At 42.0% G+C, this 24,373-nt stretch carries 21 protein-coding genes; 17 read left to right on the plus strand and 4 right to left on the minus strand.

Annotated elements, in window-relative coordinates:
- The first annotated feature begins 138 nt into the window (after positions 1-138).
- The 5 genes from KDU71_RS03980 (at position 139) to lon (ending at position 7,238) form a co-directional block, all read left to right on the plus strand.
- Positions 139-1,608 carry an aminotransferase class V-fold PLP-dependent enzyme gene (locus KDU71_RS03980; protein WP_212188614.1) on the plus strand — a complete coding sequence of 490 codons (1,470 nt, stop codon included), beginning with the start codon at positions 139-141 and terminating at the stop codon, positions 1,606-1,608.
- A 194-nt stretch (positions 1,609-1,802) separates the two neighbouring features.
- The gene (locus tag KDU71_RS03985) at positions 1,803-3,002 is read left to right on the plus strand and encodes a GNAT family N-acetyltransferase (RefSeq protein WP_212188615.1); all 1,200 of its coding nucleotides are present in this window, start codon (positions 1,803-1,805) and stop codon (positions 3,000-3,002) included.
- 103 nt (positions 3,003-3,105) lie between these two features.
- On the plus strand, positions 3,106-3,366 hold the full coding sequence (locus KDU71_RS03990) for a type B 50S ribosomal protein L31 (RefSeq protein WP_200464468.1): 261 nt from the start codon (positions 3,106-3,108) through the stop codon (positions 3,364-3,366).
- 108 nt (positions 3,367-3,474) lie between these two features.
- Entirely contained in the window at positions 3,475-4,689 is a 1,215-nt protein-coding gene (locus tag KDU71_RS03995) for a putative sugar nucleotidyl transferase (RefSeq protein WP_212188616.1), read from the plus strand.
- A gap of 98 nt (positions 4,690-4,787) precedes the next feature.
- Positions 4,788-7,238, plus strand: a complete 2,451-nt coding sequence (gene lon, locus KDU71_RS04000) for an endopeptidase La (protein ID WP_212188617.1) — start codon at positions 4,788-4,790, stop codon at positions 7,236-7,238.
- Positions 7,239-7,303: 65 nt separating this feature from the next.
- On the opposite strand, the gene KDU71_RS04005 is transcribed toward lon, so the two are convergent.
- Positions 7,304-8,110: an ADP-ribosylglycohydrolase family protein gene (locus KDU71_RS04005; protein WP_212188618.1), complete on the minus strand. Its 807-nt coding sequence runs from the start codon at positions 8,108-8,110 to the stop codon at positions 7,304-7,306.
- 208 nt (positions 8,111-8,318) lie between these two features.
- Here KDU71_RS04005 and KDU71_RS04010 point away from each other — a divergent pair, with 208 nt between their 5' ends.
- The 7 genes from KDU71_RS04010 to KDU71_RS04040 all read left to right on the plus strand — a co-directional run bounded on the left by KDU71_RS04010 (position 8,319) and on the right by KDU71_RS04040 (position 17,582).
- Positions 8,319-9,428, plus strand: a complete 1,110-nt coding sequence (locus tag KDU71_RS04010; RefSeq protein ID WP_212188619.1) for an AI-2E family transporter — start codon at positions 8,319-8,321, stop codon at positions 9,426-9,428.
- Positions 9,429-9,602: 174 nt separating this feature from the next.
- Positions 9,603-10,748 carry a cytochrome c3 family protein gene (locus KDU71_RS04015; RefSeq protein ID WP_212188620.1) on the plus strand — a complete coding sequence of 382 codons (1,146 nt, stop codon included), beginning with the start codon at positions 9,603-9,605 and terminating at the stop codon, positions 10,746-10,748.
- A gap of 90 nt (positions 10,749-10,838) precedes the next feature.
- Entirely contained in the window at positions 10,839-13,802 is a 2,964-nt protein-coding gene (locus KDU71_RS04020; RefSeq protein ID WP_212188621.1) for a Fe-S-cluster-containing hydrogenase, read from the plus strand.
- Positions 13,802-15,169, plus strand: a complete 1,368-nt coding sequence (nrfD, locus tag KDU71_RS04025; RefSeq protein ID WP_212188622.1) for an NrfD/PsrC family molybdoenzyme membrane anchor subunit — start codon at positions 13,802-13,804, stop codon at positions 15,167-15,169. The genes KDU71_RS04020 and nrfD overlap by 1 nt, the downstream gene beginning before the upstream one ends.
- 2 nt (positions 15,170-15,171) lie before the next feature.
- A complete protein-coding gene (locus KDU71_RS04030) occupies positions 15,172-15,687 on the plus strand; it encodes a DUF3341 domain-containing protein (RefSeq protein WP_212188623.1) in 516 nt (171 codons plus the stop codon).
- Between the two features lie 85 nt (positions 15,688-15,772).
- Complete coding sequence (locus KDU71_RS04035; protein ID WP_212188624.1) at positions 15,773-16,939, plus strand: hypothetical protein; 1,167 nt, start codon at positions 15,773-15,775, stop codon at positions 16,937-16,939.
- On the plus strand, positions 16,923-17,582 hold the full coding sequence (locus tag KDU71_RS04040) for a c-type cytochrome (RefSeq protein ID WP_212188625.1): 660 nt from the start codon (positions 16,923-16,925) through the stop codon (positions 17,580-17,582). The genes KDU71_RS04035 and KDU71_RS04040 overlap by 17 nt, the downstream gene beginning before the upstream one ends.
- A gap of 84 nt (positions 17,583-17,666) precedes the next feature.
- On the opposite strand, the gene KDU71_RS04045 is transcribed toward KDU71_RS04040, so the two are convergent.
- Positions 17,667-18,335, minus strand: coding sequence for a hypothetical protein (locus tag KDU71_RS04045; RefSeq protein ID WP_212188626.1), 669 nt, complete (start codon positions 18,333-18,335; stop codon positions 17,667-17,669).
- A gap of 119 nt (positions 18,336-18,454) precedes the next feature.
- Complete coding sequence (locus KDU71_RS04050) at positions 18,455-19,066, minus strand: NUDIX hydrolase (RefSeq protein WP_212188627.1); 612 nt, start codon at positions 19,064-19,066, stop codon at positions 18,455-18,457.
- Positions 19,067-19,073: 7 nt separating this feature from the next.
- Between KDU71_RS04050 and pyrE the strand changes: the two genes are divergently transcribed.
- Together pyrE and KDU71_RS04060 are read left to right on the plus strand one after the other, a co-directional pair.
- Positions 19,074-19,706, plus strand: a complete 633-nt coding sequence (gene pyrE, locus KDU71_RS04055; RefSeq protein WP_212188628.1) for an orotate phosphoribosyltransferase — start codon at positions 19,074-19,076, stop codon at positions 19,704-19,706.
- Between the two features lie 184 nt (positions 19,707-19,890).
- On the plus strand, positions 19,891-20,295 hold the full coding sequence (locus KDU71_RS04060; protein WP_212188629.1) for an SRPBCC family protein: 405 nt from the start codon (positions 19,891-19,893) through the stop codon (positions 20,293-20,295).
- Positions 20,296-20,352: 57 nt separating this feature from the next.
- Here the strand turns inward: KDU71_RS04060 and KDU71_RS04065 are convergent, their stop codons facing one another.
- Entirely contained in the window at positions 20,353-21,102 is a 750-nt protein-coding gene (locus KDU71_RS04065) for a biotin--[acetyl-CoA-carboxylase] ligase (RefSeq protein WP_212188630.1), read from the minus strand.
- A 208-nt stretch (positions 21,103-21,310) separates the two neighbouring features.
- On the opposite strand from KDU71_RS04065, the gene rsfS reads away from it, so the two are divergent.
- From rsfS to KDU71_RS04080, 3 genes are read left to right on the plus strand one after another with little or no spacing between them, the layout of a single operon-like run.
- Positions 21,311-21,682, plus strand: coding sequence for a ribosome silencing factor (gene rsfS / locus KDU71_RS04070; RefSeq protein WP_212188631.1), 372 nt, complete (start codon positions 21,311-21,313; stop codon positions 21,680-21,682).
- A gap of 15 nt (positions 21,683-21,697) precedes the next feature.
- Positions 21,698-23,716: an ATP-dependent zinc metalloprotease FtsH gene (gene ftsH / locus KDU71_RS04075; protein WP_212188632.1), complete on the plus strand. Its 2,019-nt coding sequence runs from the start codon at positions 21,698-21,700 to the stop codon at positions 23,714-23,716.
- The gene (locus tag KDU71_RS04080; protein WP_212188633.1) at positions 23,658-24,350 is read left to right on the plus strand and encodes a LutC/YkgG family protein; all 693 of its coding nucleotides are present in this window, start codon (positions 23,658-23,660) and stop codon (positions 24,348-24,350) included. Before ftsH ends, KDU71_RS04080 begins: the two co-directional genes overlap by 59 nt.
- The last annotated feature ends 23 nt before the right edge of the window (positions 24,351-24,373 follow it).

Consider the following 24,373-nt stretch of genomic DNA (forward strand, 5'->3'; position numbering starts at 1 on the left):
AAGACCAGATGTTCACTCATTTGGTGAAAAATCATGTTGGGTTCCTATTTTAAAATTTATATTTGTTCACCCCTAACTTTTTTCTGGAAATGATAATGCAAGCTACAGGCTTGAATAAACAGTAAATCCATTTGATTTATGAACGCATTGGAAGCATATTTTGCGAAATTCAGGGAGAATACGATTGGTTGGGATGCTAAGCTACAAACGCCTTACGGGGAAAAACCATTGGTGTATGCTGATTGGATTGCCAGTGGCAGGCTATATGGCCCAATTGAAGAATTGATGAAGAATAAAATTGGACCGATGGTGGCCAATACGCATTCTGAGTCAAGCGATACTGGCATGATAATGACCAATATCTATAAGCATTCTCACAATATTATAAAGAAGCATGTGAATGCCGGTGAAGATGATATTATTATTACGGCTGGTTTTGGCATGACCTATGTGATTAACAAACTGCAACGAATTCTAGGCATGCGAGTGCCTGAGCAGGCACAGCGTTATTGCAGCATTCCGGTCGAGCAGCGTCCGGTTGTATTTATCACCCATATGGAGCACCACTCGAATCATACCTCGTGGCTCGAAACCAACGCGGATGTAGTGGTGATTGAGCCGGATGAGCAGCTATTGGTTAATCCGGACGCCCTACGCCGTGAAGTTCAGAAATACCGTAACAGGACCTTGAAAATTGGGTCTTTTATAGCCTGTTCCAATGTGACTGGTGTAAGAACACCCTATTACGAACTGGCGCAAATCATGCATGAAAACGGCGGATTCTGTTTTGTTGATTTTGCAGCATCTGCACCATACGATACCATTAATATGCATCCTGGTAATCCGCTTCAAAGTCTGGATGCGATCTTCTTTTCACCTCATAAGTTCTTGGGCGGACCAGGTAGTTCAGGGGTGATGGTGTTCAACAGAGCGCTTTACCATAATTCGGCGCCCGATAATTCAGGAGGAGGTACGGTGGACTGGACCAATCGCTGGGGTAAATACCGCTATGTGGACGATATAGAGGCGCGAGAGGATGGTGGTACTCCAGGCTTCTTGCAATCAATCAAGGCAGCGATGGTCATCAGGCTCAAAGAGCAAATGGGCGTTGATAAAATTCATGATCGTGAAAAGGAAATAGTTGAAAAGATATTTAGGGAGTTTAGAGCCATCCCCGGCATGAATATATTAGCCGATAATGTAGAAGACCGTCTTGGAGCTATTTCGTTTTACATAGATAAATTGCATTTTAACCTGGCAGTTCGTTTGTTAAACGACCACTATGGCATTCAGGTGCGCGGCGGATGTTCATGTGCTGGAACCTATGGGCACTATTTGTTGCATGTTGATTATTATACATCCAATAAAATCACCAGTAAGATCAATAAAGGCGACTTATCAGAAAAGCCTGGCTGGATACGGATGTCAATTCACCCAACAATGACCGATAAGGAAGTAGACTATTTAATAGATGCCGTTAGGCAAGTTGCCACTAACTGGCAGTCTATGAGCCTTGATTATGAATATGTAGCTGCTCACAACGAGTATTTCCATAAGGATGTTCCGGTTAAAAAGCCGCTTGATTACGATTCATGGTTTTCTTTTTAACTAAAAATATTGAAGCGAGCCTTAGTGCTCGCTTTTTATTTGAATGCAAACTGCGGTTTGGTTGAAATTATAAAGTGGCAATAAGTGGTCTGCAGGGCGCTATTTATATAGCTTTTCGTAGGATAATTGAAATAATCGGCTATTTTTGCGATGACCCATTCATGATTCACTTTTTTCTTAAAAGCACATAATTAATGAAGATAGTTGAGGTATCAGACAGACGTTCAAGGAAGCAGTTTTTAGATGTAGTTGAAGCCATCTACCATGATGACCCGGCATATGTCAGGCCTCTGGATGCGATGATCGAGGAAGTATTTGATCCCAATCAAAATGCATATTTCAATCATGGTACAGCAACGCGCTTTATATTACTTGATAGTGATGAGGTAATCGGGCGTGTGGCAGCATTTGTTAATTATAAAAAAGCCAATGGATTTGAACAACCTACAGGTGGATTAGGCTTTTTTGAGTGTGTCAATAATCAAAAAGCGGCTTTTTTACTGTTTGATGCAGCTCAGAAATGGCTGAAGGAGCAAGAGATGGAAGCCATGGACGGGCCCATTAACTTTGGTGAAAATGATAATTTCTGGGGGTGTCTGGTCGAAGGTTTTACGCAGCCTGGCTTTGGTATGCAATACAACCCGCCTTATTATAAGGACTTCTTTCAGGCTTATGGATTTGTAACTTATTTTGAGCAGATAACCAACCATCTGGATTTAACGGTTCCATTTCCAGAACGTTTTTGGAAAATTGCAGGTTGGGTGGTAAAAAAGGAAGGATTCTCTTTTAAGCATTTTAAAATTAAAGAGGCCGACCGTTTTATTGACGATTTCGAAACGGTTTATAACGATGCCTGGCGCTTTCATGAAAATTTTACGCCTATAGATAAGAAGGTTTTGAAAGCCACCATGATGAAGGCTAAGGCGTTTATGATGGAAGACTTGATTTGGTATGCGTATCACGATAATAAACCAATTGGATTCCTGGTGCTGTTTCCTGATGTGAATCAGATACTGAAGCACTTTAATGGAAAACTGACTTTATGGAATAAACTGCGATTTCTGTGGATGAAGCGTAAGAAGGTGATGACAAGGGCGCGTGTAGTGATTTTGGGTGTCGTTCCAAAATTTCAACGTTCGGGAATCGAGTCCGGTTTATTTTGGCACCTTAAAGGTGTCGTAGATAAAAATCCGCATTTGAAAGAACTGGAACTATCTTGGGTAGGAGATTTCAACCCTAAAATGAGGGTGTTGCAAGAGTCAATGGGCGCGGCTTTTGGCAAAAAGCACATTACCTTCCGCTATGTATTTAATCACAAAAATAATCAGGAGGTTAGGGCTGCTTCTATACCTGTTGATACCAAGTATAATGCGAAAACTGAAAAAGAATTATAAATTTCAGAGATTAAATACATTAAAAGCTTTGCAGGTTAAAATTTATAGTTTACCTTTGCAGCCCGATACGAATAAGAATATTAAAGAATTAAATTATATAACAATGAAACAGGGAATTCATCCAGACAATTACAGGTTGGTAGCTTTTACCGACATGTCAAATGGGGATACGTTCATTACTCGTTCTACTGTTAACACTAAAGATACTGTTGAAATCGACGGAGTTGAATATCCTCAGGTTAAGTTAGAAATCTCAAGTACGTCACACCCATTTTATACTGGTAAGATGAAACTTGTTGATACTGCAGGACGTGTAGATAAGTTCATGAGCAGATACCAAAAGCACTTTGATAAGCGCAAGTAATTGCTGCTTAGCTACAAAATATAAAGCTTCGGAGTTTCCGGAGCTTTTTTTTTACAATTATCGTAAATTGCCTCAAGCTTCTCTTGTGAGGATTAAACACATTAAAAAATGAACCTGGTACTTTTTGATAATAACTATCGCAGTGGTATGCTGCCGCTGGCTTTTACCCGTCCGCAAGCAGCTATTCGTATTGGTATATTAACTGTGAAAGAAAAGTGGGAGTTGTGGACAAAAGCCTCCGCCAGTTATTTGGTGGATGATGTGTTGTCGCAGAAATTCGCCTCCAACATCCAGGAAGATAATGTATTTATCTCAGCCTCTGTGCTACCAAACGAGGAATTGGTTCATGCCGTTAGTCAATTGGAAAAGGGGCAGGCTCTGGTTAAGGAAGGACTTCTTATAGCAGTTCGTGCTTCAGAATTCTCTCTGCAAGAAGCACAGCTGAATGCACTTGAAAAATTTGACGTAATTAACTTTGAAGGTGAATTTGTACTTCTCGATAAGATCTATAAGCTCATTCCACATAACCAGGCAGAGATAAAAAGTGATTTTAAGGTATTGACCCGTGATAGACAGTCGCAAGCTATTGATGAAACAGTGACAGTTGTTGGGCTCAATAAAAACCCTGAGTTGCTTCATCAGATTTTTATTGAAGAGGGAGCCGAGGTAGAGTATTGCTCATTGAATCCCAAAGAAGGCCCCATCTATATAGGTAGAAATGCCAAAATATGGGAAGGTGCTATGATGCGCGGGCCAATTGCGATTGGCGAGTCGGTGCATATTAGCATGGGTGCTAAAATATTGCCAGGCGCCACTATTGGTCCATGGTCGAAGGTTGGAGGAGAGGTGAGTAATTCGGTTATTACCGGTTATTCTAATAAAGTGCATGATGGCTATTTAGGTGATTCAATACTTGGCGAGTGGTGTAATTTGGGGGCCGATACAAATACTTCCAATCTGAAGAATGACTTTGCCATGGTGAAGCTGTGGGATTATTCGACTGGCCGCTTCGGAAAAACAGGTTTGCAGTTTTGTGGCCTGGTGATGGGCGACTATTCCCGTTGTGCCATTAATACGGCCTTTAATTCAGGCACTGTTGTAGGTGTTGGCTCAAATATTTTTGGAAGTGGTTTCCCGCGTAATTTTGTGCCATCTTTTGTAATTGGCGGGCCGCAAGGCTACCGGATTAATGGTTTAAAGGCTGTGGTTAATACAGGCGAAATGGCTATGGCCAGACGTAATGTTGAAATGTCGGAACAGGATGAGCTAATTCTGGAGGCTGTTTTTGAGCAAACGAAACAATACCGCACATCCCTCAAATAGGTTTTGGCACGCCAATTGACAATTAACGCAGCGGATGGTTAAATACTTAGCCTCCGACAATTTGTCATTAAATGACATTTGATTAAGAGATGAGAATTATGGATAATAATACATTTGGTTTTGATGAGGTGCTGATGTCTGATGTTTTTGAGTCTGATGCTGAGTTTATTCCAATCGTTACTGATGAGGATGAACAAAATGTCAGTGCGTTTGAGGTACCTGACATCTTGCCAATTCTACCATTGCGAAATACGGTTTTATTTCCTGGTGTGATTATTCCGATATCTATCGGTCGTGAAAAGTCCTTAACCCTGATCAAGGAGATTCAAAAATCTAAGGGCGTATTTGGCGCAGTAGCACAGAAAGATATTAAGGTTGATAATCCCCAGAAAGAGGATTTATATGACATAGGTACAGTGGCTAAAGTTATTAAGGTGCTGGAGATGCCTGATAACTCTACATCCGTCATCATTCAGGGCAAAAAGCGCTTCCAGATTGAGGAGATGATTACTGATGAGCCCTACCATATGGCAAAGGTAAAAGGGCTGGAGGATGAAAAGGATGAGAAGCAAAAGAACGAATTTGAGGCAGTCGTAAGTTCCATCAAGGATTTATCGCTACGCGTTATTAAAGCTTCTTCTAATGTGCCACCTGAAGCATCATTTGCTGTAAAAAATATCGAAAACGATGCCTTTCTAATCAACTTTGTTTGTTCCAACTCAGATATTAGTGTCGGTGAGAAGCAGCGACTGTTGGCCGAGAATAAGCTGTTCGACCGTGGTATGTTGCTACTCGAGCATTTGGCCAAAGAAGTGCAGATGCAGGAGTTAAAAAGCGATATTCAGAGTAAGGTTAAACTAGATATCGATCAGCAGCAGCGCGAATACATGCTGCAGCAGCAAATTAAGACCATACAGGATGAGCTGGGCTCAAGTCCTATCGAGCAGGAAATTAGAGACCTAAAGGAGAAAGCCACCAAAAAGAAGTGGAGTAAAGAAGTAAAGGATTTATTCAAGAAAGAGCTTGATAAACTACAGCGGTTGAATCCGGCTGCGGGTGAATATTCGGTGCAGCATAACTACTTACAGACCTTAATTGATTTGCCTTGGAACGATTATACCAAGGATAACTATGATATGAATCGTGCTGAGCGTATACTCGATCGTGACCATTATGGGCTTGATAAGGTGAAGGAACGTATCCTTGAGCACTTGGCAGTTCTTAAACTGAAAGGTGAATTAAAGTCGCCAATTATTTGTTTATATGGCCCTCCGGGAGTTGGAAAGACCTCTTTAGGTAAATCCATTGCCGAGTCATTAGGACGTAAATACGTGCGTATGTCATTAGGTGGCGTGCACGACGAGGCCGAAATCCGCGGGCACCGCAAAACATATATTGGTGCAATGCCAGGTCGTATTATTCAGAGTATCAAAAAGGCTGGAGCGGCCAACCCTGTGTTTATTCTCGATGAAATAGATAAGGTAAATGCCAGTGCACATGGCGATCCGTCGGCAGCTTTGCTGGAGGTGCTTGATCCGGAGCAGAATGAGCATTTTCATGATAACTTCCTGGAAGTAGATTTTGATCTGTCAAAAACTATGTTTGTGGCTACTGCCAATACATTAGGTAATATATCACAGCCACTGCTCGACAGGATGGAGCTTATCAATGTAAGTGGCTATATATTGGATGAAAAGACGGAAATCGCAAAGCGCCATTTATTGCCTAAGCAAATGGAGAATCATGGGATTCCTAAAGGAACTATCTCTGTAAGTAAGAAGGTGATGGCGCACATTGTTGAATCATATACGCGTGAGTCGGGCGTGAGGGAGCTGGATAAAATACTGGCTAAATTGTGCCGAAAGATTGCATTGAAGATTGCCAAAGGTGAAGAGCTGAAGAAAACCATTACTATAAAAGACGTAGCTGAGTATTTAGGTGTTGTGCGTTTCTCGAAGGATAAATGGCAAGACAATACTACTGCTGGAGTGGTGACTGGCCTGGCATGGACTGCTGTTGGCGGTGAAATTCTGTTTGTTGAAACCAGCTTAAGTAAAGGCAAGGGTAAACTTACACTTACCGGTAACCTGGGCGATGTTATGAAAGAATCGGCTTTACTGGCTGTTGAATACTTACGGGCCAATGCCGATAAGCTGGGTGTTAAGCATGAGGCTTTTGATGAATGGAATGTGCATGTGCATGTGCCAGAGGGTGCTATACCAAAAGATGGGCCATCGGCTGGCGTTACAATGGTCACCTCATTGGCATCAGCATTTACACAGCGTAAGGTGCGTGCCCGATTGGCCATGACCGGCGAAATTACGTTACGAGGTAAAGTATTGCCTGTAGGTGGTATAAAAGAAAAGATACTGGCGGCCAAGCGGGCCGGTATTACTGATATAATCCTTTCGCAAGAAAATCAAAAGGATATTGAAGAAATAAACAATATCTATCTGGAAGGTTTAGAATTCCATTTTGTTAAGGATGTTTCAGAAGTTCTGAGATTTGCTTTACTGGATGAAAAAGTTAAAAATCCACTGAAAATATAATAATGGGCCGGTTCAACCGGCCTTTTTTAATGTCCTCAATTTAGCATGCTAAAGCCAATAGGATACTAGTAATTTGATACAACTTCTTCTAGCGGACTAAAGAGCTCCTTGCAATAGCTGTCTTCAAAATGGATAAGTACCTTTTCTAATTCATTGTCGAGCCTCGATAAGGATTTTCGCGTAATGGCTTTGGGTATATGTTTGTAATAAGCCTGCGATATGGCACCTGTTATACTAGCTATTGTATTGCTTGGCCCCTCTAACCATATGGCTTTACGGATGGCCTCCTCAAAGTTTTCGGCATCCAGGAAAGCAGCTATTGCACAAGGAACAGGCGAGCAATAGTGTTGTTCCATCATTGTAGCGCATTCTTTGCTCAGTGTCTCAGGTAAATCGTATCCGATTGTATTAATTAGAAAGTCTTTGATGCTGGTTTTGTCGCGTCCTGTTTTGGCTAGAAATATGCTCCCACAAAGGGCTTGTGACGCTTTAATTTTATCTATCGAAGGGTGTGTAATTGCAGTTGCCTTTTCGGCTTCGGCGATAGCCTGTTCCAGAGAGATGGCCGCAAACCCTATCGGGCTAATACGCCTGGCTGCACCATCGCCACAGCTTTTATATGGCTTTGTATGGTTAGATAGTGCCCACTCCAGAAATTCTGCTTGATACCCCGCTTTCGGATATTTTTGGGTCCATTCTCTTAGGGCTTGCTCAAAGGAGATGTGCCTTAATATAGCATCAGCAGTAGCAATGGTTAGTACAGTATCGTCGGTATAAGCCGAAAATGGTTTTAATAGTTGGAAATCAATATTCGACTGTGGCGAGTTTATAAATGCCGAGCCAATAATGTCTCCTACAATCGCTCCTCTCATTAGTAATCTATTAGGTTTTGGTAGGGTAAAAATAGTGTTTAGTTTTTCTGCTAGATAAGATAATATTTATGCTTATGATTAACGCCTTATTTCTCAGGACCAACTGTTATATATTTTTGACTAAAAAAGAAATTTTAATGGTTGACAACTTGATTTTGCTAGATTATTTCACGTGATTCTAGAGTGTAAATTGCACATTATCTACCCGATGGTTGAACGATTAAAATACATGTTTGGATTGCTGCTTGCCATAATTGCCATTGTTGTAATTTGGTACTTCCGGGCTGTGGTCTCTTTTTTAATTGTATCAGCTGTTATTTCCCTGGTTGCACGGCCTATTTTTGATATCATTCAGAAAATTCGCATTCGCTCCTGGAAGCCATCTAATAGTGTGAGTGCTTTGTTGACAGTCCTTACTCTCTGGGTTTTTATTCTGGCTTTCTTCCGCATTAGTGTTCCATTCATTGTAAAAGAAATACATTTTTTATCCAATGTTGATTTGGATGTTGTTTTTGCAAGGGCTGAGCGTCTGCTCGGTTCGTTGCTTCAGCCATTAAGGGCTACTGAGTTTGGTAAAGCCGGATTAGATGTTGTTGAAGGGCAGATTAAAGAAACTGCACTGACCTTTTTCGATTTTTCCAGACTAAGGGGGATATTCGCTTCTTTAGCAGGCTTTTTGGGAGGCTTATTTATTTTTGCTTTTAGTGTGTCATTTATCACTTTCTTTTTTCTGAAAGAAGAATGGCTGATTATCGAAGGGCTGTTGTTGTTTATCCCTAGTCATTATGAGAATGCGTTGAAGCATATGCTGGCCTCAATTAAAACTTTATTACGGCGGTATTTTATTGGAATTATAGTGCAGATAACACTAATCAGCGTGTTTGTAACATTAGGTTTAGCCATGATTGGCCTCGAAATGCAACACGCTGTGATCATTGGTTTATTCTCTGGCTTTGTGAACGTCATTCCTTATATGGGCCCACTAATCGGCGCTTTTTTTGGTTTTCTGGTAGCTCTGGTGGTATTTGTTCAAACAAGTACGCCTCCTGAATTTGTACCATTTATGCTTGGTGTTATATTGGTCTTTGTCATCGTTCAGTTGTTGGATAATATCGTATTTCAACCCTTTATATTTTCAGCAAGTGTCAGGGCTCATCCACTCGAAATTTTTATACTTATATTGATGGCAGGTTATATGTCCGGTATTATCGGCATGTTTCTGGCCATACCTGTTTATACGATTATTCGGGTGATAGCCAAGGAGTTTTTCTACAATTATAAGTTGGTGCAAAAACTTACCCAGAAAATAAAAGAATAAAAGGTCGGAAATACTATATTTGTCGCATTAAACAATTTTAGTATTGATTCGTTATCAATGGTTGAAAGTTGAATTGTTAAAAAATAACAATAAAAATTAAAAAAGAAATTGAGGTATAACGGGGCTTTCAGCTGCATATATGATGTAATCCTCAGCAACTAATAGCGACTAATTATGGTAAAGACTTTATCCGGTTCCCTTTGGCGGGGAGAAAAAAAATTAAAGTTTTTCTTTTTGTGCTTCGTCCTGTTTTACTGGGCAGGAGTCACAACGGAGGCTTTTGCAAAAAAGCAAGGCCCTCAGCCTGACGTAAAAGTAGGAGAACGCCTGTTTTATGGCTTAATACCAACGGGAGAAGGTTCCAATTCTTGTGTGTCGTGTCATGCTATGTATCCGGCTGATTCGATGAACTGGAATCCATCAGCCATTGAAATGGCCAAGGTAGCGGCAGAAATGGATTTGGCTACTTTTAAAGAGCACTTACTGACACCTACAGGTGCCATGCGCGAAAAGGTGCACGTTAAATATCAGCTAGATGATGAACAGCTATTTCATTTGCAAGGCTATCTGGCAGAGCTATCTGATACAGGTGTGAAAGAGCAACCTATTTCAATTAATAAATTACTGATATTCCTTTTGCTGGGTGGCTTAATGACGCTGGCACTGGTTGATATCTTTTTTACCAAAAAAATACCTTACAAGGCGGTACACGTTTTAATCATCATTTTTGGTATCAGCTTTCAATTGAAAATTGTTGCTCACGAAATGATTGACTTGGGAAGAAGCCAGGATTATATGCCTGATCAGCCCATTAAATTCTCGCATAAAGTACACGCGGGCGATAACAAAATTGATTGTTTGTATTGTCACTCCAATGCTGATGAAGGTAAGTCGGCCGGATTGCCGAGTGCCGGCTTGTGTATGAACTGTCACCAGGTGGTACGTAACGGGTCTAACTCTGGTCAGTTCGAAATCGCCAAAGTAGTTGATGCATATGAAAACAATAAAGATATAGAATGGGTGAGAATTCACAATTTACCTGATCATGTATTCTTTAGCCATGCGCAGCATGTTAACGTAGGTAAGCGTGAGTGTCAGGAATGTCACGGTGAAGTTGAAAATATGCACATTCTTAAGCAAGAGAATGATCTGTCGATGGGCTGGTGCTTGGATTGCCATAAGAAGACGAATGTTGATTTTCTGGATAACGATTACTACAAAACCTTCGAAGCACTTCATAAGGATTTGGCGGAGGGCGTTCGTGACTCTATCCAGGCAGCCGATATTGGCGCTAATGACTGTATGAAATGTCACCATTAATTAATCAAGTGATTTAAGATACATGATGCAAGACACAAGAAGAGAATCATCTTTAACGCGTCTTGACACTTGTTACTAAATGAAACAAATATGAAAGAATACTGGAGAAGCCTTGAAGATTTATTGCCTGAAGAAGACGCTTCGCAAGAAAAAAAATCTTCTGTGGTACTTTCTGATACTAGCGAGTCCTCAAAGAATACACGCCGTGACTTCTTAAAGTATTTCGGTTTTAGTATTGCATCGGCTGCCGTTTTAGCCGGTTGTGAGCGCCCTGTTAAGAAAGCTATCCCCTATTTGATACAACCTGAGGAAATCAGGCCCGGAACGGCCAACTATTATGCATCAACCTTTTACGATGGGGCTGAAATGGTGCCCATTTTAGTTAAAGTGCGTGATGGCCGGCCAATAAAAATTGAAGGGAATGATCTATGCCAGATGACTGGCGGATCGGCCTCGGCCCGTGTACAAGCATCTTTACTGAACCTGTACGACGAATCACGTCCGGCGCAGCCAATGCTCGATGGCAACCCAATACGCTGGGAAGATGTGGATACCAAGCTGTCAGAAACGCTGGCAACCTGGGATACTTCCAAAGAGTTTGTAATTCTTACACCCAGTATTATTAGTCCATCAACTAAAAAACTATTAAAGGATTTTAGTGCCAAGTATCCGTTTGTGGTGCACGAAACCTTTGATGCATTTTCTTATTCGGCGCTTCGCGAAGCTTATAAGATGAGTTTCGGTCAGCCAATAATACCGGCTTTCCGCTTCGATCAGACTAAACTGGTAGTTGGTTTTAATGCCGACTTTTTAGGCACATGGCTGCAGCCAACAGCATTTGGACGTCAGTATGCATCAGCGCGTAAGTTAACTGATGGGCAGCGTGACATGATGCGCCACGTGCAGTTTGAGGCAACCATGACACTTACAGGTTCCAATGCCGATGAGAGAGTTCCAATGCCGGCAGTTGATGAAGCCTACTATTTGGCTGCGCTTTATGCTCAACTGGCCAAAAAAGCTGGTATTGCAGTACCTTCTGTTGATGCCCCACAAGCTATTGTTAAGGTAGCTGATGAATTAGCAGATGCCAAAGGGAAATCATTAGTAGTATCCGGCACCAATGACAGTAATATTCAACGCTTGGTAGTTGAAATAAACTACTTGCTCGAAAATATTGGAAAAACAATCCTTGTGGACCGTCCGCTTAACTTGTTCCAGGGTGATGATAAGGCCTTTGATGGCTTGTTAACCCGTATGGAAAATGGCAATGTTGGTGCTGTGATGTTCTGGGAAACCAACCCGCTATATCAGGCTCCTTTGCAGGGGCGTACCGAGGAAGCTATTAAAAAGGTACCTCTGCGTTTGGCTGTGCAATCACAACAAACCGAAACAGCCCTGTTATGTAACTATCAGCTGCCTGCACCTCATTTTCTTGAAAGGTGGGATGACACCGAGTTGGTTAGTGGTGTTTACACACTGACACAGCCCGCTATTCGGCCACTGTTTAAAACCCGTTCGCCACAGGAAAACCTGATGGCATGGGCCGGTTTTGAAGGAAGCTATTATGATTACATCAAGTTATATTGGAAAGAGAATATTTACAGCCTGGAGTTGGCAAAAGGTAAGCAATTCGAATCATTCTGGAAGGTTAGTCTCAGGGATGGTATTATAGCTGGTAACCCAGCTTCCGCTTCAATAATATATCAGGGTGCAGATATTTCAGCCATAGTGAAGGCAAATGCTACTGCTACATCAGGTAATGATTTGGAACTGGTATTATACCAAAACGTTCCTGTTGGTGATGGTACTCTGGCCAACAACCCCTGGTTGCAGGAATTACCTGAACCGGTATCACGTGTTTGCTGGGATAATTATGTGTCTGTATCGCCTGCTTTTGCTGCGTTACGTGGTTGGACACAAGGAGATGTAGTCAATGTTAATGGCATTGAGTTACCTGTGTTAGTGCAACCTGGTCAGGCCCGAAATACCTTGTCTGTAGCAGTTGGTTATGGACGTAGTAATGCCGGTCGCGTAGCCAGTGACCTGGGTAAAAATGTGTATCCCTTGGTAGAGCTAAGTAATGGTCATCGCGCTTATGTGATTTCAAAAGTAGAGGCTGTGGCTACAGGATCGACCTATGAGCTGGCCGCAACACAATCGCATCACTCGATGGAAGGACGTGCATTAGTTCGCGAAACGACAATAGCTGATTACCTGGCAAATCCGGCTTCAGGCAATGAGATGCATGAAAAGGTTGAGAAATTACATACTACATTATATCACGAGCACGAGTACAAAGGCCATCACTGGGGAATGGTGATAGACCTGAACTCATGTATTGGTTGTAATGCCTGTGTAGTGGCATGTTCAGCTGAGAATAACGTGCCGGTGGTAGGACGTAACGAAGTTCGTCGTTCGCACGAAATGCACTGGATTCGTTTGGATCGTTATTACGCGGGCGACTCTGATAATCCTGAAGTGGTTCGCCAGCCTGTGATGTGTCAGCATTGCGATAATGCACCTTGTGAAAACGTTTGTCCGGTAGCAGCTACCAACCACAGTTCTGAAGGTATTAACCAGATGGCTTATAACCGTTGTATCGGAACGCGTTACTGTAATAACAACTGCCCTTATAAAGTGCGTCGATTCAACTGGTATGATTATACCGGTGCAGATACAATTCCTAATAACCGAATGGATGTGGCTGGCATGACGCTTGACCTTAAGCGTATGGTGCTAAATCCAGATGTTACAGTACGTGCCAAGGGTGTTATTGAGAAATGCTCAATGTGTATTCAGCGTATTCAGGATAAGAAACTAAATGCCAAGAAGGATGGTCGCCAATTGGCCGATGGTGAAATCAAAACGGCTTGTCAGCAGACTTGTCCGGCCGATGCCATCACATTTGGAGATATGAATGATCCAAACAGTAAGGTGTCCAAGCTATTAAAAGACGCCCGTCAGTATGGCTTATTAGAAGAACTGCACACCTTACCTTCGGTAGTGTATTTGACCAAAGTAAGAAATAAGGATAAAAATAAAACGCTAAGCTAATGTACGTATCACCAGTAAGAGAACCGCTCATTAGCGGAGAAAAAAGCTACAGTAAAGTTACCGAGGATATATACGCCCCGATGACCGGTAAGCCTGGCAAATTTTGGTTTGGTGGATTAACATTAGCCTTAATTGCATTAGGATTCGGACTGTTCTCGATCTTCATTACGGTTTGGGACGGCATCGGAACATGGGGACTGGACAGAACCATTGGATGGGGGTGGGGTATCACCAACTTCGTGTGGTGGGTAGGTATCGGTCACGCCGGTACATTTATCTCGGCCATCCTGTTATTGTTCCGTCAGAAATGGCGTACATCTATTAACCGTAGCGCCGAGGCTATGACCATTTTTGCGGTGATGTGTGCCGGGTTATTTCCGCTGATTCACATGGGCCGTTTGCCCTTAGGCTTCTTTATTTTTCCATATCCTAATACGCGCGATGTTTGGGTTAACTTTAACTCACCACTGTTGTGGGATGTGTTCGCCATCTCTACCTATCTGACAGTTTCATTGTTGTTCTGGTACATGGGGCTTATTCCTGATATTGGCACCATCCGTGACCGTTTAAAAGAGGGTATTAAGAAGAAAGTATATTGGTTCCTGAGCTTCGGGTGGACCGGTTCTGCTCGTCATTGGGCACGTCATGAATCAATGAGTTTAATACTGGCAGGTTTAGCTGCTCCTCTGGTACTTTCGGTACATACCATTGTAAGTTTCGACTTTGCGACGTCGGTTATCCCTGGATGGCATACTACCATCTTCCCACCCTATTTCGTTTCGGGTGCGGTATTCTCTGGTTTTGCCATGGTGTTAACCTTGATGATTATCACGCGCAAGGCTATTAACCTGGAGGATTACATCACCAAGGCGCATCTGGAGTCAATGAATAAGATCATTATTGCGACTGGTTCCATCGTTGGTATCGCCTATATTACCGAGTTGTTTATTGCCTGGTATTCTGGTGTGGTATACGAGCAATATGCTTTTGTTAACAGGGCCTTCGGTCCTTATTGGTGGGCCTACTGGATCATGATGACCTGTAATGTGATTACTCCTCAGCTATTCTGGATAAAAAAGATAAGGCGCAGTTTTGCCGCCACATTTGTGATATCCATTTTTGTGAATATTGGGATGTGGTTTGAGCGTTTCGTGATTATCGTAACCTCTCTGCATCGTGACTTCCTGCCATCGAGCTGGAGTATGTATTCGCCAACCTGGGTTGAGGTAGGTATTTATATCGGAACGTTTGGCTTATTCTTCACGTTGTTCTTCCTCTTTATCCGATTCTTCCCGGTAATTGCCATTGCCGAGGTGAAGAGTGTGTTGAAGACATCAAGTGAGAAGTTTATAAAGAAAGGAAAGTAATTATGGCACAGAAAGCTTTTGTTTCAGGATATTATCTGGATGATAAGGACCTGGTTGAGGGAATTAAAGCCTTACAGGAAAAAAATATAGAGATTGCCGATGTGCGTACACCATTTCCGGTACACGGATTAGATACAGTATTGAAGATGCGCCGTTCGCGATTACCCCGGGCTGGATTTATCGCCGGTGCCATGGGTGCTGCAATAGGTTTTGGTTTTCAGGCGTGGGTATTTACGGAGGCCTGGCCGCTGAATTTTGGTGGAAAGCCCTATTTGTCGGTACCATCATTTATTCCGGTTACATTTGAGTTAACTGTATTGATGGCTGCATTTGCATTGGTCTTCGGCTTCTTAATTAGTAGTAAGCTTGGGCCCGGTGCCGATAATATCATCTTCGATGAGGAAGTAACCAACGACCGTTTTCAAATTCTACTCGAAGTGAGTGGAGGTAATAGTGATGAGCTACAAGCAGAATTGCAATCTGCAGGCGCGGAAGGAGTACAACATCATGATGTTTAAAAAAGACATAAGCATCAAGACATAAGACGCTAGACTATTGTTTCTTGATACTTGATACTTAAATCTTGATACAAATTATTGAACTATGTATAAGTCATTTGAATTTACAAAAAAGATAAAGTCCTTTTTAATTGCGATGTTGGTCATAGGCGCTGTATTAGCCGCGGCAGGTATTGCAATGAATCTGGATCATACACACCGCATTTGGGCTAATGTGTTGCTCAATGGCTTTTTCTTTACAGCCATTGCCATGAGCGCTGCTTTCTTCGTGATAGTCCATGTTTTGGGTGAATCTGGCTGGCACACCGCTGTGCAACGTATTCCTGAAGCCATGTCATTGTATGTGCCTGTAGGTGGCGTTTTTATGCTACTGGTTTTAGTGGGTATGCATGATATCTACCACTGGAGCCATACTGAACATCTGGACGAGGTTTTGCAGGGAAAAGCCCCTTATCTCAATCCTTTATTCTTCAGCATCAGGACGGTGGCCTACATCGTTATCTGGAGTTTATTGGTGCTTTGGTTCAGAAAAACATCATTAAAAACTGACAGTACAGACGATATTAAGCTATTTAATAAGCAACGTACGATAGCGGGTATTTTCATTGTCATTTTTGCGGTTACCAGCTCAACATCAGCCTGGGATTGGATTATGTCTATTGATGCCCACTGGTTCAGTACTTTATTCGGGTGGTATATGTTTGTGAGCACATTTGTGGCGGCTGTTGCAGTTATCATCGTTCTTCTGTTCATTCTAAGAAGAATGGGTTATATGGAGCATGTTAATGATGAACACCTGCATGATTTGGGTAAGTACCTGTTCGGATTCAGTATATTCTGGGCGTATCTGTGGGTGTCGCAATACCTGTTGATTTGGTACAGTAATATTCCGGAAGAAACAGTTTACTACGTCAAGCGCATTCAGGATTTTGAAACTGTATTTTATGCCAATGTGATCATTAACTTTCTGGCTCCTTTCTTGATTCTGATGGCAAGAGGTACCAAACGCAAGCTCAACTGGCTCATAGCTGCAGCTGTGATTGTATTCATTGGCCATTGGATAGACATGTATCTGGCCATTATGCCTGGTGCAACCGGACATGCCGAGTTTGGTATTCTTGAGATAGGTATGACTGTTTTTGTGTTGGCTGTTTTCTTATTTGTGTTTTTCTCTAGATTTGCCAAAGCACCTGTTGTACCTGAAAATCATCCTTACTTTAAAGAGAGTTTTGATTATGACAATATTCGATAAAGATATGAAGCACCTTCGTTCCTTTAAAATGATTGGCATGGCCATGTTTATGCTGGTTGTAATGTCGAGCTGCGATAAGAACCGAAATAAACCAGGATATAGTTATTTCCCGGATATGGAACAATCTCAGGCCTATGAAACATATACAGATAATCCAAATTGGGAGAACGGGCGCACCAACCAGTTGCCTGTCGAAGGCACCATTCCGCGTGAGATGATTCCATATGATTTTGAGAAAACCGAAGTAAATCGTACCTGGGCAGGGCAAGAGTTGGAGAATCCATATGCCTATGATAAAAGCATTCTTGAAGAGGGTCACCGATTATACAATATTTACTGCTTGCATTGCCATGGTGATATGGGCGATGGAAACGGGCATTTGTATACTTCTCAGAAGTACCTGTTTATGCCTGCTAATCTCAATTCAGAGAAAATTAGGACCAATCCCGATGGAGAAATTTTTCATGTTATTACCGTTGGTTATGGCGTGATGGGCGCCCATGGTGCGCAGGTATTACCTGATGAACGATGGAAGATTGTATCATACATTCGCGAGGAATTGCATGCGAAAGCCGACGAGGCTGCGAAGGCAACTGAACAAGCACAGAGTGAAGAAGTCGCACCAAGTGAAGCGGAATCATAGAAAAGTAATTAATTGAATATATTTGAAAGGCCCGGTGTGTTTAAGCCGGGCCTTTCTAATTCTTATTGGATGATAGGGTGAGGACTATTGTGCCATTAGTTCAAAACGTTCGTCATTGGCCTCAATAAAGCCTTTGTCGGCTTCCTTATTAGTAGGTACTCTTTGTTTTCGCATAGCCAATGCATTTTCAAGCCTGATCCGATAGCCGTTCTTGTAGGCCATCATATGAGCCTGTTCAAAACCCATTTGTTGAATAATATACATGAAATTTTGCGCTTCCTCGTATTCAATAAACTCACCGAGGGTAAATTGATTAATGCTGTCGTAAGTGTCTTGTTTTAATCCAAGCATATTCTCTTTATATTGGCTTAAATCTAAATCCTTATAGGCGCCAATCTGAATGGCAAACAGGATGCCATCGTAATTGTCTTTTGGGATGGCTGCGCTATGGATGCTGTAGGTAATTTTTTGCAGAGAATCAGGGTTTATTTTCTTCTCAATATAAACAGTGTCAATTCGTGATACCGCCGTTGGCGTTAGTTGCTGGCCTGGCACATTGATAAAGCCTTGCGCTAACAGGAGTATGAACAGGGTTACCGAAAAAACAATGGTAAAGTAAAACCATAGACGCAGCTGGCCAATCTTAGTCGATTGTTTTTGAGCAGTCTCCCTTAAGCGACTTAACTCTTTATCCAAGGCTTCAATACGCAATTGTTGCTTCTGTTCCGATATAAAATTTTCGGGTGCTGACATGAGTTTGGGTGTTTAATGACTACTAATTTAATGGATTGCATTAAGCTTGTAAATGTTACCAACCGTTAATTAACTAACAAGATATTAACAGCTTAATGTTTTTATAGGGGAGAAATGGTTTAATAGCCAGCTTTAGCAAATACTTCGCGAATAGAAGGATAGGTGTGATTCAGTATTTCATTAATAGCCTCCTTTTTCACCCAGGTGGCCGATACAATGTTTTCCTCAGTTTGCGGACTTGGTTCATCAAAACCAAAGTAGTCCATAAAAAACCAGGCTGTTTCTTTAAGGTAATGGACACCTTTTTGCTCATAGGTATGGAAAGTAGATAGCAAAGGGTGGCGAATAACCAGATCGGTGATGCCACATTCCTCTTCTACCTCTCTTAAGGCTGTTTTTCTATAGCTTTCATCTTTTTCGCATTTGCCTTTGGGCAGATCGTAAACGCCTAAGCGGTGAATCACTAAAAATTCATTATTGGGATTTATCACCAGACCGCCAGCTGCCGTAATAAATCTGTAGCATTTTTTAAGGGCGTTCAGCAAAACCTCCTTCCTACGACCATACACATAGGCCTCTTTTAGAGAAGTATTATTTTCAAAGGTGTTAATAAATATCTGGAGCTCATGATGTGATGTGTACTTGTGCAGTGCATCAAAGTTTTGGGAGAGATCTTGCTCCAGTTTATCCGTTAAAAAAAGTGTTCTGTCCTTGAAAAAAACTTTATACATTTGCGGTATGGAAAAATTAGCAGAAATTGTAGCCAATCAGTTGTTGCAAATTAAGGCAATAAAATTGCAACCTGCAAACCCCTTTACATGGGCATCGGGGTGGAAATCACCTATCTATTGTGATAATCGTAAAACACTTTCATATCCGAATGTGCGTGATTTCATTAAGTTGGAATTTGCACGTCTGGTACTTGAAAAATATCCTGATGTGGATGTGGTTGCAGGAGTGGCAACCGGAGCTATCGCACAGGGAGCGTTGGTGTCTGATGCCATTAATAAGCCATTTATTTATGTTCGTTCGGCTGCCAAAGGCCATGGGTTAACCAACCTGATTGAAGGTGACCTTAAGCCTGGGCAAAAAGTAGTGGTGATTGAGGACTTAATCTCAACAGGCGGTAGTAGCTTAAAGGCTGTGGAGGCAATTCGCGAAGCGGGTGCTGAAGTTTTAGGTATGCTGGCGATTTTTACTTATGGCTTCCCGGTTGCTACTGAAGCTTTCGAAAAGGCAGGTGTTGAATTGACCACTTTAAGTTCTTATGAGCAAATGATTCCATATGCCAGCCAATCGGGCTATGTAACTGCCAATGATGTTGCGACTTTGCAAGAGTGGAGGAAAGATCCGGCTAACTGGAATAAATAGCAAGATATGAGCTGTTAGCTTATGGCTGGCGGCTTAAAAATAGTAATTCTGAGCAGGTCTGTTTTAGGCTTGCTCTTTTTCTTTATTAATATAGGTGTGCAGCATGTTAGTTGGCTACAAACGAATGATAGAGACCAATAGACACTGCTGCCTACTGACTGGCAACTAACAAACTATTTGTATTATGACAACATTTGAAAGCGAAATAAAGAAGGCAAGTCATCCGGCAGAGAAGATGTTTAATTTCTTGTCGGATTTTGATCATTTTGGCGAGGTTATCCCGAAAGATAAGATTAATAACTGGCAGTCATTTGGCGATAGTTGTCGTTTCTCCATCGATCCGGTGGGTGAAGTTGGGCTACGTATTGTTGACACAGAGGCGCCCAAGATGATTAAGTACACCGCTGAGGGCAAAACACCTTTCAACTTCTTTTTGTGGATACAACTCAAAGAAGTAGCAGAAGATGATACTCGCGTGAAGCTTACAATAAAAGCCGATATGAATCCGATGATTAAAATGGTAGCCAGTAAGCCCATCAAGAAGTTTCTGGAAGTATTGAGCGATGCCATTGCCAATCATCAGTATTAATATAAAGCTGTCAGTTATTGCTTATTTGCAATTGGCTGTCAGCTTTGCTCTTTTTCATTATATCACAAATTGCACCTCTTTAAAGGCATATTCACGCTTTTGCTTATTAGTGTCTACAAGTGTTAGCAAGCCCATCTCGTTTACCGAAGCTATCTGTGCCTCAAATGTCTCCTTATCGTCCCGGTAGCTGTAGGTACCTTCCTTGCGATACAGGTTGGTCAGGTAATCGTCATTTATCAATGCCATGCGGTGTGTTTCCAGCTGATGGTAACGCTCATTAATATTGTCGAGTAATAGTTCCAGTAATAGTTCCAGTTCAAAGTGCTGACCAGTTAATTGTTTCAGCGAAATCGGGTTGGGGGCATCAGAAATAAACGCTTCCTGGTTGACATTCAGACCAATGCCCACAATGCAATAATCAAGTGCACTTCCCAGTATCGAATTCTCAATTAAAATCCCTGCCACCTTGGAGTCATTAATGTAAATATCATTGGGCCATTTAATGGTGGCATCTTGTTGGCTTACTTGCTTAATGGTGTCAATCAGCGCCAGTGACACTGCTTTTGAGATATAAAACTGCAGGTGTGGCGCCAAAAATGTTGGTTTGAGCAGCAGGCTGAATGTGAGATTACTGTTTTGTTCACTCTCCCATTTATTGCCTACCTGTCCTTTGCCCGCTGTTTGGTGGTTTGTAATCACAACACTATGCTCAGCCAGTTTTCTTTCGTTTAAGAGCCGTTTGAGTTCGGTATTGGTAGAACCCAGTTCGGGGTATACTAAAAAATCAGGTGCTGAATATGTCATCATTACAGTTTATTGTGAAAATATGTCAGGCCAGGCGGCTCATTATCTATTTGACAAAAATAGATGTTTATAATTTTTTAAAAGTAGTATCTTTGAGCAAAAGTATACCATTGCCGGAAAATGTTGATCCAACAGGAGTCGTGCCCCAGGTATATTTTAACCTATACTTTATAACTGCAAAACAAAGCAACAGAAAAGACAACAACTGCGGATGAATGAAGAGAATTACTCTGCTAAACAATTAGCAGATGCTATTGTTGAAGGTATTCAGGATAAGAAAGGCACAAATATTGCTATCTTGGATTTATCAAAATTAGATAATACGATTTGTCAGTATTTTGTGATTTGTGATGGTGAAAGTACTACACAGGTAGATGCGATTGCTGACGGGATTGAAGATTACGTGCGTAAGCATTTAGGCGATAAACCAAATCATGTTGAAGGGCGCGAAAATGCGCTTTGGATTTTATTGGATTACTTCGATGTGGTGGTGCATGTTTTCCATAAGGAGCAGCGAGGGTATTATAACCTTGAGGCGCTGTGGGCCGATGCCAAACGTACGGATATAGAAAACCTATTTTAACTAGAAAGTAAGCACATGTCAAACGGAAAACCGAATACGCCGGGAGGTGACAAGGATAAGTCAAAGTTTCCGAAATTTAATCTGTATTGGGCCTACGGCTTAATAGCCATTGCACTTATATTGGTCAGCCGAATGGACTTCGGACAGGGACCTCATAAGATTTCCTACAGTGATTTTAAAAATGAGGTACTTGTTGGAGGTGATATCGATAAAATCATTGTTGTACGAAATGAAGGTGTTGCCGAAGTAACCATTAAAGAGGATAAGCTGGATAAGTACAAGCACCTGTTTAATGAAAATTTGACCAATTCTGGTCCGCCAGCTGCAGGTCCACATTTTACTTTTAACTTATCTACAATTGATAAGTTTGACGAAGCGGTGGCATTGGCCGAATCAGAGCAAAACACAACCATTCCAGTAGATTACGAAACGCGAACCGATTTCTTTGGTGAGTTTTTTACTTTTATGTGGCCACTGTTACTATTGGTGGCTATCTGGATATTCATCTTTCGCCGGATGGGTGCACAGGGTGGCGCCGGTGGTGCCGGTAATATATTCAACGTTGGCAAGTCAAAAGCCAAAATGTTTGATAAAGAGTCAGACATTAATGTAACATTCAAAGATGTGGCAGGCCTGGTGGAGGCCAAGCAGGAACTTGAAGAGATTGTTGAATTCCTGAAACGTCCTGAAAAATATACCGAGTTGGGGGGTAAGATACCTAAAGGCGCCTTATTGGTAGGCCCTCCGGGAACAGGTAAAACATTATTGGCAAAAGCTGTTGCCGGTGAGGCCAACGTACCGTTCTTTAGCATGTCAGGTTCAGACTTTGTGGAAATGTTTGTGGGTGTTGGTGCCAGCCGTGTGCGCGACTTATTTAAGAAGGCCAAGGAAAAATCACCTTGTATCGTGTTTATCGATGAGATTGACGCCATTGGTCGTGCCCGTGGCAAAAGCCCTAACATGGGTGCCAACGATGAGCGTGAAAATACCCTGAACCAGTTACTAACCGAAATGGATGGTTTTGGAACCAATAGTGGTGTAATTATTCTGGCTGCCACTAACCGTGCCGATATTCTGGATCGCGCCCTGATGCGTGCGGGACGTTTCGACCGTCAGATACATGTAGAGTTACCAGACCTTAAAGAACGTAAAGCTATCTTTGAAGTACACCTGCGTCCACTACGCCTGAAAGATGATGTGGAGAGCGATTTCTTGGCAAAGCAAACACCTGGCTTCTCAGGTGCCGATATTGCCAATGTATGTAATGAGGCGGCATTGATAGCGGCTCGTGGCGATAAAAAGATTGTTGAGAAAGAAGATTTTCTGAGTGCAGTTGACCGAATTGTTGGCGGTTTAGAGAAGAAGAATAAGATTATTTCAAAGGATGAGAAAAAGGCCATTGCCTATCACGAGGCTGGTCATGCTACCATCAGCTGGTTACTGGAATATGCTCACCCGCTGGTAAAGGTAACGATTGTGCCAAGGGGTAAAGCTTTGGGTGCTGCCTGGTACCTGCCGGAAGAACGCCAGTTAACAACTACCGAGCAAATTTTGGATGAGATGTGTTCAACGCTTGGAGGACGTGCCGCTGAAGAAATCATGTTTGGTAAGATTAGTACCGGTGCCTTGAATGATCTGGAGAAAGTAACAAAGCAGGCTTACGCAATGGTGTCCTATTATGGCATGAGCGATAAGGTGGGCAATATCAGTTATTTTGATTCTTCAGGTCAGTCTGATTACTCATTTAATAAACCATACAGCGAGAAGACAGCTGAATTAATGGATGAGGAAGTAGGACGTATTATTGATCAGCAATATAAGCGCGCTAAGAAAATATTGGTTGAGAATCATGAGAAGCATACTAAATTAGCTGAATTGCTACTTGAAAAAGAAGTGATTTTCAGTGAGGATCTCGAAAAAATATTTGGTAAACGCATTTCGGAGCATGTTATTCAGGAAGAGGATATAAATGATAATGAAGCTGCTGAAGACTCAAAGCCTGCAGCCGAAGCATCTTCGGATGATAATGCATAATCGAACAAAAAAAATATCAGATAAAGCACGGGCCAACATTTTAAGTAGGCTTGAAAGTGCTGATCAAAAAAACAGCGGACTGATGCCTGAGAGGGTGCAGTCCGCTGCTGTTTTTTCATCGCCAGATAATTTGTTATCCACCTTTATTGACGAGTTTGAGAAGGTTAATGGTCAGGTGGTTGTCTGTGATAATCAACTGGCGGTGGCGAGGCAACTGGTCGAACTGGCTGACGAACACTGTTGGAATAATGTCTTTTGTCTTGAAGAGTCATTGTTGCCCTATATACCCGATTCAATTCAATTGGGTAATGATGAAGATTTCGAATCGATGCAGGTAGGAATTACCGGATGCGAGCTTTTGATTGCCCGGACAGGCTCCGTTATGGTGAGCTCGGCAGTTGCATCGGGGCGCCGCTTAAATGTTTTTCCACCGGTGCATGTTATCATTGCTAATGTTGATCAGTTGGTGCCATTTTTAGATGATGCCATTAGCCGTTTCAATGAAAAATATAAGGATAATATGCCATCTCAGGCAACAGTCATTACCGGCCCAAGCCGCACGGCAGATATTGAAAAGACCTTAGTTATGGGTGCGCATGGTCCAAAAGAACTTATCGTGCTAATTCATCAATAATGATGATTTTCTTTTTTGGCAGG

This window comes from Carboxylicivirga sediminis (assembly GCF_018156225.1).
GTDB classification, from domain to species: Bacteria; Bacteroidota; Bacteroidia; order Bacteroidales; family Marinilabiliaceae; genus Carboxylicivirga; species Carboxylicivirga sediminis.

Coding starts and splice junctions, on each gene's coding strand:
- KDU71_RS03995 (WP_212188616.1), top strand. CDS start 3,475: ATGAACCTGGTACTTTTTGATAATAACTATCGCAGTGGTATGCTGCCG.
- KDU71_RS04040 (WP_212188625.1), top strand. CDS start 16,923: ATGACAATATTCGATAAAGATATGAAGCACCTTCGTTCCTTTAAAATG.
- KDU71_RS04030 (WP_212188623.1), top strand. CDS start 15,172: ATGGCACAGAAAGCTTTTGTTTCAGGATATTATCTGGATGATAAGGAC.
- KDU71_RS04060 (WP_212188629.1), top strand. CDS start 19,891: ATGACAACATTTGAAAGCGAAATAAAGAAGGCAAGTCATCCGGCAGAG.
- KDU71_RS04020 (WP_212188621.1), top strand. CDS start 10,839: ATGAAAGAATACTGGAGAAGCCTTGAAGATTTATTGCCTGAAGAAGAC.
- KDU71_RS03980 (WP_212188614.1), top strand. CDS start 139: ATGAACGCATTGGAAGCATATTTTGCGAAATTCAGGGAGAATACGATT.
- pyrE (WP_212188628.1), top strand. CDS start 19,074: ATGGAAAAATTAGCAGAAATTGTAGCCAATCAGTTGTTGCAAATTAAG.
- nrfD (WP_212188622.1), top strand. CDS start 13,802: ATGTACGTATCACCAGTAAGAGAACCGCTCATTAGCGGAGAAAAAAGC.
- KDU71_RS04050 (WP_212188627.1), bottom strand. CDS start 19,066: ATGTATAAAGTTTTTTTCAAGGACAGAACACTTTTTTTAACGGATAAA.
- rsfS (WP_212188631.1), top strand. CDS start 21,311: ATGAATGAAGAGAATTACTCTGCTAAACAATTAGCAGATGCTATTGTT.
- KDU71_RS04005 (WP_212188618.1), bottom strand. CDS start 8,110: ATGAGAGGAGCGATTGTAGGAGACATTATTGGCTCGGCATTTATAAAC.
- KDU71_RS04010 (WP_212188619.1), top strand. CDS start 8,319: ATGGTTGAACGATTAAAATACATGTTTGGATTGCTGCTTGCCATAATT.
- KDU71_RS04015 (WP_212188620.1), top strand. CDS start 9,603: ATGGTAAAGACTTTATCCGGTTCCCTTTGGCGGGGAGAAAAAAAATTA.
- KDU71_RS03985 (WP_212188615.1), top strand. CDS start 1,803: ATGAAGATAGTTGAGGTATCAGACAGACGTTCAAGGAAGCAGTTTTTA.
- KDU71_RS03990 (WP_200464468.1), top strand. CDS start 3,106: ATGAAACAGGGAATTCATCCAGACAATTACAGGTTGGTAGCTTTTACC.
- KDU71_RS04045 (WP_212188626.1), bottom strand. CDS start 18,335: ATGTCAGCACCCGAAAATTTTATATCGGAACAGAAGCAACAATTGCGT.
- KDU71_RS04065 (WP_212188630.1), bottom strand. CDS start 21,102: ATGATGACATATTCAGCACCTGATTTTTTAGTATACCCCGAACTGGGT.
- KDU71_RS04035 (WP_212188624.1), top strand. CDS start 15,773: ATGTATAAGTCATTTGAATTTACAAAAAAGATAAAGTCCTTTTTAATT.
- KDU71_RS04080 (WP_212188633.1), top strand. CDS start 23,658: ATGAAGCTGCTGAAGACTCAAAGCCTGCAGCCGAAGCATCTTCGGATG.
- ftsH (WP_212188632.1), top strand. CDS start 21,698: ATGTCAAACGGAAAACCGAATACGCCGGGAGGTGACAAGGATAAGTCA.
- lon (WP_212188617.1), top strand. CDS start 4,788: ATGGATAATAATACATTTGGTTTTGATGAGGTGCTGATGTCTGATGTT.